Here is an 8,565-nt window from a genome sequence, read left to right as displayed (position 1 = left end):
GCCCCCGGCGGCGCCAAGGGCGCCGACGCCACGGCCCACGCCAGCATGGCGGCGGCCGGACCCTCCGCCCGCGCGCTGGGCCAGGCGCTGCGCGCGGCGCTGCAGACCAGTGGCCTGTTCTACGAATCGCACCTGACCGACATGGTCTTCGGCCGCAGCAATCCGGCCCAGTTGCAACAAGAGCCGCAAGCCAAGCTCACGCGCAGCGGCGTCCCCAGCGAAGCCGACCTCGCCCGGCCGCGCGCCGACAGCGCCAGCACCTCCGCCAGCCGCTCGGGCGGCGACGCGCCGACGACGGCCGGCGGCACCAATACGCCCGCGCCCGGCACGCCGGTCAGCGGCATCCACCAGGATCTCACCGTGCTGGTGCGCCAGCAGCTCGACGTGCTGGCCAACCAGGCGCTGACCTGGCAAGGCGAAGCCTGGCCCGGCACCCCCATGGAGTGGGAAGTCGAGCGCGAGCCCTATGGCGGCGATCCGGAATCGGGCGTGCCCACCTGGGCCACCCGCCTGAAGCTGGACCTGCCCCGCCTGGGCCTGGTGGACGCGCGCCTGAACCTGGCAGGCGACCAGATCGTGCTGCAACTGGTCGCCCCCCATGGCGCGGCCGAACTCAACGAGTCCTCGGACCAGTTGCGCTCCCGCCTGCTGGCCGCCGGTCTCACGCTCAGCCACCTGGTGGTGAACGTGGTCGATCCGCGTCCCGTCATGCCCACGGATTTCTGATGCGCACCGCCCCGCCACCCGATCAGGGCCCCAACGCCAACCGCAACGCCGCGGTCGCGATCTCGTACGACGACAAGGACGCCGCTCCGCGCGTGGTGGCCAAGGGTTACGGCCAGCTGGCCGACACCATCGTGCGCGCCGCCGAGGAAAACGGACTCTACGTCCACGAATCGCGCGAACTCGTCGGCCTGCTGATGCAGGTGGACCTGGATGCGCATATTCCTCCCCAACTCTACGTAGCGGTGGCAGAATTGCTGGCCTGGCTGTATCGCCTCGAATCGCGCGAGCTTCCCGACGCCGCGCCGCCAGCCTGACCCCTATTTTCCAAGGACACCACTGTGTTGGATGCCAGCGATCCGGAATTCCTGCTCACGCGGCCGGAAGACATGCGCGCCGCCCTTTTCGAACTGACGCACCCCGACAGCCATATCCTGGTGCGTGACGCCGCCGATCGCGAGATGGCGGTGCTGGTGCTGGGCGCCGACAAGCAGACCCGCCAGTTCTTCTGGCGCCCGCGCGACTACGCCGGCGCCGACTTCGAACAGTCCGACAGCATGGGCCTGCTGAGCGGCACCACCTTCCATTTCCACGCCACCGCCTACGGCGGCGTGCAGATCCGCTTCCGCGTCGAGCGCCCCGAAGTCATCCATTTCGATGACGGCAGCGCCGCGCTGATGTCGCCCTTCCCCGAGCATCTGGCCCGCATCCAGCGCCGCAAGATGTTCCGCGCCTCGCTGATCAGCAACGCCAACCGCTGCCAGGCGTCGTGGCAACCCGATCCGGCCGAGAAGCCGATCAGTTTCTCGGTGCGCGATCTGTCGGTCGACGGCGTCGGCCTGCGGGTGGAACTGGCGGTGCAGGCCCTGCCGGAACGCGGGTCGGTGCTGGAAGACGTGCGACTGGACTTCGGCGACCTGGGCAAGCTCAGCGCGCACCTCGAAGTGCGCAACGTGTACCCGATCTCGGGCCAGCCCATGGTCCAGGCCGACAGCCCGGACGAACCGGTGCCGACCCATGTGTCGCTGACCGGCGAACCGCCCATGAGCCATCTGGGCGCGGTGTTCCTGAACCTGGACGCGCGGCAGGAAAACTGGCTGCAGCAGGTCGTCTGGCGCCTGGAAAAAAACGCAAGGTAGTGTTTGCCCCCACGCGGCGCACGCGTTGCGTGCTTGCTGCCCCCCGAGGGGGCTGCCCCGCCTTCGGGCGGCCGGGCGGCGGGGCGAATGTTCTAGCCCAGATTGGGATGTTCTAGCCCAGATTGGGATGTTCTGGCCTAGATTGGGGTGTTCCAGCCCAGACTGGGCCGTTCTGGCCCAGATTGGGGTGTTCCCGCCGAGGTTGGGCCGTTCTGGCCCTGCCTGCGCCGTTACACGGCCATCGACGAGATTTCCTTGTAGGCCGCGACCAGCTTGTTGCGGACCTGGACGGCCGTCTGGAAGCCGATGCTGGCTTTTTGCAGGTCGATCATCACGTCGTTGAGCGACACATCGGGCGCGCCCATTTCGAAGGCCTTGGCCTGCGCCGTGGCGGCATTCTGCGCGCCGGTGACGCGGCGGATCGAGCGTTGCAGCTCGGCGGCGAAGCCGTCGGGCTGGGCCACGGCCTCGCCGGCGGCGAGGTTGCCGGTCTCGGCCTTGGTGACGGCCACGCGCATCTGCTGGAGCATGCTCTCGATGCCGGACAAGCCTGATACAGCCATTACGTTATTCCTTGCTGGTGGGGCGTGGACTACGCCAACGATGCAGGCAGCGTAACCCGGCAACCCCGGCGTCATAGCGGCTAAAAGCCGCCAAAACACCCGATATTTCCCCGAATGCGCCGCCCCCGCCGGCGTCCACTGCCGCCCGCCCCATTCCCCCGCCACGGTCGCTTGTCTACATAGGGGATAAGTAACGCCAAAAAACCGCTGTTTTCGACGATTGGGTTTGCTAACGCAGCAGCAATAATCCAGGCTCTCCCCAGACCAGAAGCACGTTGCATGTGTAATCTGCCCTACCCGAACATGAAGTCATTTTCCCTGCTCCGCGAAGCCAGCGGGAGCCGCCAATGAATCAGCAGGCTACCCTGAGCGCGTCGCTTCTGGCGAAGTTTCCCGTGTTGGAAAAGATACGCGCCCTGCCCAAGCCGATCCTGCTTGGCGCGGCAGCCGCGGTGGTCGCGCTCATCGTCGCCGTGGCGATGTGGAGCAGCGAACCCAAGTACAAGGTGCTGTTCTCGAACCTGGACGACCGCGACGGCGGCGCCATCGTGACGGCCCTGGGCACCATGAACGTGCCCTACAAGTACAACGACACCGGCACCGCCCTGCTGGTGCCGGCCGACCGCGTCTACGACGCCCGCCTGCAGTTGGCGTCGCAGGGCTTGCCGCGCGGCGGCTCGGTCGGCTTCGAGCTGATGGACAACGCCCGCTTCGGCGCCAGCCAGTTCGCCGAGCAGATCAACTACCAGCGCGGCCTGGAAGGCGAGCTGGCGCGTTCGATCGAATCCATGCACACCGTGCAGCACGCCCGCGTGCACCTGGCCATGCCGCGCCAGTCGCTGTTCGTGCGCGAACGCCAGCCGCCGACCGCCTCGGTGCTGCTGAACGTCTACCCCGGCCGCAGCCTGAGCGATGCCCAGGTTTCGGCCATTTCGTGGCTGGTCGCCTCCAGCGTGCCCGAACTGACCGCTGAAAACGTCTCGGTCGTCGACCAGAACGGCCGCCTGCTGTCCTCGCCGCTGGGCGAAGGCCGCGGCATGGACGCCGACCAGACGCGCATGGTCCGGGAAACCGAGCAGCGCACCGTCGAACGCATCCTGACCATCCTCAATCCGCTGGTCGGCCCGGGCAACGTGCACGCCCAGGCCAGCGCCGAAATGGACTTCGCCCGCCGCGAGGAAACCTCCGAGGTCTACCGCCCCAACCAGGAACCCGGCCAGGCCGCCATCCGCAGCCAGCAAACCAGCGACCAGAACCAGCGCGGCATCAATCCCGCCCAGGGCGTCCCCGGCGCCCTGTCCAATCAGCCGCCGGGCAACGCCCAGGCGCCGATCGCCAATCCGCCGCAGACCCAGCCGCCGCGCCCGGGCCAGCCGCAACAGCAACAGCAGCAACAACAACAGACCACCACCGGCGGCCAGAACGCCGGCGGCACCGTCAGCGACCGCCGCGACGCCACCACCAACTACGAAGTCGACCGCACCATCAGCCACATCAAGCAGCCGGTCGGCACGGTCAAGCGCCTGTCGGTCGCCGTGGTGGTGAACTACGTGCGCGACAAGGACGGCGATCTCAAGGCCCTGCCGCCCGAGGAGCTGAGCAAGCTGACCAACCTCGTGCGCGAGGCGATGGGCTACTCGGAAAGCCGCGGCGATTCGCTGAACCTGGTCAACAGCCAGTTCAACGACGGCCCGCCGGCGCTGCCGATGTGGCGCGATCCGGAAATGATCTCGCTGTTCAAGACCATCCTGGCATGGCTGGTCGGTGGCGTGCTGGCCCTGTGGCTGTACCGCAAGGTGCGCCGCTCGGTGGGCGACTACCTGTACCCGCCGGTTGATCCGGAAGTGGCCGAGGCCGAACGCATCGAAGCCCAGCGCGAGGCCCAGGACGTGGCCCGCGCCAAGGAAACCGACCGTTACCAGGACAACCTGGAACGCGCCCGCACGATGGCGAACAAGGATCCGCGCGCCGTCGCGATGGTCCTGCGCACCTGGATGACCAAAGATGAAAAATGATGCCAAGCCGATGGACGGCATGACGCGCAGCGCCGTCCTGATGATGTCGCTGGGTGAAGACGCCGCCGCCGAGGTCTTCAAGTACCTCTCCGCCCGCGAAGTCCAGCAGGTCGGCGCCGCCATGGCCAGCCTCAAGCAGGTCACCCGCAACGACGTCGCCGTGGTGCTGGAGGAATTCCGCCAGGAAGCCGACCAGTTCATGGCCGTCACGCTGGGTTCGGACGACTACATCCGCACCGTGCTGACCAAGGCGCTGGGCAGCGACCGCGCCGCCGGCCTGATCGAGGACATCCTGGAAGCCGGCGAAGGCGGCAGCGGCATCGACGCGCTGAACTGGCTCGACCCGCACACCGTGGCCGAACTGATCGGCGACGAGCACCCGCAGATCATCGCCACCATCCTGGTGCACCTGGAGCGCGACCGCGCCGCCGGCGTGCTGGCGCTGCTGACCGACCGCCTGCGCAACGACGTCATGCTGCGCATCGCCACCTTCGGCGGCGTGCAGCCGGCCGCCCTGTCGGAACTGACCGAAGTGCTCAATTCCGTGCTGGCCGGCCAGGGCGCCAAGCGCAGCAAGATGGGCGGCGTGCGCACCGCGGCCGAGATTCTCAACATGATGAATTCGGCCGAAGAGGAAACCGTGGTCGCCAGCCTGCGCGAACGCGACAACGACCTGGCGCAGAAGATCATCGACGAGATGTTCGTGTTCGACAACCTGCTCGACGTCGAGGACCGCGCCATCCAGCTCATCCTCAAGGAAATCGACAACGACACGCTCATGGTCGCGCTCAAGGGCGCCCAGGAAGAGCTGCGCGCCAAGTTCCTGCGCAACATGTCCAGCCGCGCCGCCGAAATGCTGCGCGAGGACCTGGAAGCGCAAGGCCCGATCCGCATGTCGAAGGTCGAGACCGAGCAGAAGAAGATCCTGCAGATCGCCCGCCGCCTGGCCGAGAGCGGCCAGATCGTACTGGGCAACTCCGGAGACGACGCGTATGTCTGAAGCGGATACCGGTCAGTCGACGCTCATCTCGCGCAGCGCCGCCTGGCGGCGCTGGCAGATGCTGTCGTTCGACGAGCCGCCGCCCGTCGCAGTCGAACCCGAGCCGGAACCCGATCCGGGCCCCGATCCGGAAGTGGTGATGGCCCAGCTGCGCGCCGAGGCCAGCGCCGAAGGCCACGCGGCCGGCCATGCGCAGGGCCACGCCGAGGGCCTGGCCGCCGGCCATGCCGAAGGCCATGAGGCCGGCCTCGCCGCTGGCCGCGAAGCCGGCTACGCCGAGGGCCTGGCCCAGGCCCGCGAACAAGGCGCCGAGGAAGCCCGGCGCCTGCACGCGCTGGTGCAGGCCTGCGCCGAATCGGTCGGCTCGCTCGAAGAAAAAATGGGCCAGAGCCTGCTGACGCTGGCGCTGGACATCGCCCAGCAGGTGGTGCGCACCACCCTGGCCGAGCAGCCCGACACCGTGGCCAGCGCCGTGCGTGAAGTGCTGCACATCAACCCCACCGCCGGCGGCCAGATGCGCCTGTGGGCCAATCCCGCCGACATCGAGCTGATCCGCCTGCACCTGGCCGACGAACTCAAGGAAGGCCACTGGCGCGTGCTGGCCGACGAATCCATCGCCCGCGGCGGCGTGCGCGCCGAGACGCCGTTCGGCGACATCGACGCCACCCTGCAGACCCGCTGGCGCCGCGTCGCGGCCTCGCTGGGCCGCAACGTCCACTGGGAGGACCCGGCGTGAGCGCCAATCAGGCCCCCGCGCAGCCCGGCCAACCGGCCGTGCCCGTGATCGACCGCTGGCAGACCCAGCTGCAGATCGGGTCGATCCGCGCCGCCTCGACCGACCCCTGGCTGGTCAGCGGCAAGATCACGCGCGCCACGGGCCTGGTGCTGCACGCCACCGGACTGCGCCTGCCGGTGGGCGCCGCCGCCCGCATCGAGATCGCGCGCGGCCATGACCACTGGGCCGACGCCGAAGTGGTCGGTTTCGACGGCCACACCCTGTACCTGATGCCGCAGGCCGACATCTCCGGCCTGCCGCCCGGCGCCCGCGTGGTGCCCGGCGAACCGCCCGTGCAACGCCAGATCCCGCTGCCGCGCAAGGCCGAACTGAACGGCAATGCCAAGCCGCAACTGGGCCGCCACCTGCCGGTGGGCAACGCCCTGCTCGGCCGCGTGCTCGACGGCGCCGGCCGGCCGCTGGACGGCCTGGGCCCGCTGACGGGCGCCGAACTCGCGCCGCTGTCGGCGCTGCCGATCAACCCGCTGTCGCGCGCCCCGATCGACACCGTGCTGGACACCGGCGTGCGCGCCATCAACGGCCTGCTCACCGTCGGCCGCGGCCAGCGCATGGGCCTGTTCGCCGGCTCCGGCGTCGGCAAGAGCGTGCTGCTGGGCATGATGGCCCGCTACACCAAGGCCGACGTCATCGTGGTCGGCCTGATCGGCGAACGCGGCCGCGAAGTCAAGGAATTCATCGAGCACAACCTGGGCCCCGAGGGCCTGGCGCGCTCGGTGGTGGTGGCCGCCCCGGCCGACGTCTCGGCGCTGCTGCGCCTGCAGGGCGCGGCCTACGCCACGCGCCTGGCGGAACACTTCCGCGACCAGGGCCTGGACGTGCTGCTGATCATGGACTCGCTCACCCGCTACGCCATGGCGCAACGCGAAATCGCGCTGGCCATCGGCGAGCCGCCCGCCACCAAGGGCTATCCGCCGTCGGTGTTCGCCAAGCTGCCGATGCTGGTGGAACGCGCCGGCATGGGCGCGCCCGGCCCCAGCGGCAAGGCCGGCTCGATCACCGCCTTCTATACAGTGCTGGCCGAGGGCGACGACCAGCAGGATCCGATCGCCGACTCGGCGCGCGCCATCCTGGACGGCCACGTGGTGCTGTCGCGCCACCTGGCCGAAGCCGGCCACTACCCCGCCATCGACATCGAGGCCTCGATCTCGCGCGCCATGACTTCGCTGATCACGCAGCAGCAGTTCTCGGTGGTGCGCCGCTTCAAGCAGACGCTGTCGCGCTACCAGCGCAACCGCGACCTAATCGCCGTGGGCGCCTACGCCGCCGGCAACGACCCGCAGCTGGACGATGCCATCGCCCGCTACCCGCGCCTGGAAGCCTTCCTGCAACAGGATATCGGCGAGAACGTCGGCTACGAGGACGCGGTGGAGCAGTTGCGCGCCAGCTTTGAATTGAGGGACACCTATGCCTAGCCAATTGCCCTTGGACATGCTGATCAACCTGGCCAAGGAGAGCACGGACGAAGCCGCCCGCCTGCTCGGCCGGCTCAGCACCGAACGCACCAATGCCGAACGCCAGCTCGGCATGCTGCAGGACTATCGCCAGGACTACCTGGAACGCCTGCAGCAGGCCATGACCACCGGCATGTCGGCCAGCGATTGCCACAACTACCAGCGCTTCATCGGCACCCTGGACGACGCCATCGTCCAGCAGCAAGGCGTGCTGCGCCAGGCCGACGAGAACCTGGCCAAGGGCCGGCTCTACTGGCAGCAGGAAAAGCGCAAGCTCAACTCGTACGACGCCCTGGCGCAGCGCGAATTGCGCGCCCAGGCCGTGGTCGAATCGCGCCGCGAACAGCGCGCCAACGACGAATACTCCGCCCGCCTGGTCCAGCGCCAGGCCGGGATGCATTAATTGCCCACAGGAAGCCCGCCATGACCGCTCCCCTGCCCACCCCCGCCATCGCGCCCGCCGCGCCGGTCTCGATCGCCGACACGCTCGGCGCCAAGGCCGCGCCGGCCACGGCCAAGAAGGGTCCGTCCTTCTCCGACGTGCTGGCCCAGCAGCGTCCCAATCCGTCCGCCGACGCGCGCCCCGCCTCCAACAGCGGCGCCAAGACGCAGGCCGGCGGCAAGAATTCCGGTGACGCCGCCAGCAACGCCGAGGACGCCGCCGCCCAGGCCATCGACAACGCCGTGCAGACCGCCACCCAGGCCGAGGCCGGCGCGCTCGCCGTCGCCGCGCAGCAGCCTGCCGCGCCGGTGCTGCCGCAGCAGGCGCTGGAGATCGCCGCCCAGGCGGCCGAACAGGTGCAGCTGGCGCGCGGCACCGCGCAGGCCGCCGCCACCGCGGTCAGCACCGGCGCCGCCGTGGTGCAGGCCGCCCTGAC

Annotated in this window: 9 protein-coding genes and 1 pseudogene; 9 read left to right on the top strand and 1 reads right to left on the bottom strand. The window is 69.2% G+C overall.

Annotated features, from left to right (window positions below; all coding sequences use genetic code 11):
* The 3 genes from fliK to H0523_RS30905 form a co-directional block, all read left to right on the top strand.
* Positions 1-726: flagellar hook-length control protein FliK (gene fliK / locus H0523_RS30915; RefSeq protein ID WP_180180276.1), on the top strand; the 726-nt coding region annotated here is incomplete at its 5' end.
* Entirely contained in the window at positions 726-1,040 is a 315-nt protein-coding gene (locus H0523_RS30910; protein ID WP_006394467.1) for an EscU/YscU/HrcU family type III secretion system export apparatus switch protein, read from the top strand. The genes fliK and H0523_RS30910, both read left to right, overlap by 1 nt.
* A gap of 24 nt (positions 1,041-1,064) precedes the next feature.
* Positions 1,065-1,862 carry a flagellar brake protein gene (locus tag H0523_RS30905; RefSeq protein ID WP_054431114.1) on the top strand — a complete coding sequence of 266 codons (798 nt, stop codon included), beginning with the start codon at positions 1,065-1,067 and terminating at the stop codon, positions 1,860-1,862.
* 230 nt (positions 1,863-2,092) lie between these two features.
* Here the strand turns inward: H0523_RS30905 and fliE are convergent, their stop codons facing one another.
* On the bottom strand, positions 2,093-2,425 hold the full coding sequence (gene fliE, locus H0523_RS30900) for a flagellar hook-basal body complex protein FliE (protein ID WP_035360311.1): 333 nt from the start codon (positions 2,423-2,425) through the stop codon (positions 2,093-2,095).
* A 347-nt stretch (positions 2,426-2,772) separates the two neighbouring features.
* Here fliE and fliF point away from each other — a divergent pair, with 347 nt between their 5' ends.
* The 6 genes and pseudogenes from fliF to H0523_RS30870 form a co-directional block, all read left to right on the top strand.
* Complete coding sequence (gene fliF, locus H0523_RS30895; RefSeq protein ID WP_054435715.1) at positions 2,773-4,440, top strand: flagellar basal-body MS-ring/collar protein FliF; 1,668 nt, start codon at positions 2,773-2,775, stop codon at positions 4,438-4,440.
* On the top strand, positions 4,430-5,440 hold the full coding sequence (fliG, locus tag H0523_RS30890) for a flagellar motor switch protein FliG (protein ID WP_035360309.1): 1,011 nt from the start codon (positions 4,430-4,432) through the stop codon (positions 5,438-5,440). The genes fliF and fliG overlap by 11 nt, the downstream gene beginning before the upstream one ends.
* A complete protein-coding gene (fliH, locus tag H0523_RS30885) occupies positions 5,433-6,176 on the top strand; it encodes a flagellar assembly protein FliH (protein ID WP_054435714.1) in 744 nt (247 codons plus the stop codon). The genes fliG and fliH overlap by 8 nt, the downstream gene beginning before the upstream one ends.
* Positions 6,173-7,648, top strand: a complete 1,476-nt coding sequence (gene fliI, locus H0523_RS30880; RefSeq protein WP_054435712.1) for a flagellar protein export ATPase FliI — start codon at positions 6,173-6,175, stop codon at positions 7,646-7,648. The genes fliH and fliI overlap by 4 nt, the downstream gene beginning before the upstream one ends.
* On the top strand, positions 7,641-8,090 hold the full coding sequence (fliJ, locus tag H0523_RS30875) for a flagellar export protein FliJ (protein WP_054435710.1): 450 nt from the start codon (positions 7,641-7,643) through the stop codon (positions 8,088-8,090). The genes fliI and fliJ overlap by 8 nt, the downstream gene beginning before the upstream one ends.
* Positions 8,091-8,110: 20 nt before the next feature.
* Positions 8,111-8,565: pseudogene (locus H0523_RS30870) on the top strand (flagellar hook-length control protein FliK); the annotation flags it as partial.

The organism is Achromobacter insuavis, from assembly GCF_902859645.1.
Taxonomy (GTDB): domain Bacteria; phylum Pseudomonadota; class Gammaproteobacteria; order Burkholderiales; family Burkholderiaceae_B; genus Achromobacter; species Achromobacter insuavis.
Note: the sequence above shows the minus strand (reverse complement) of the source record. Positions and strands in the feature narration are given on the sequence as shown.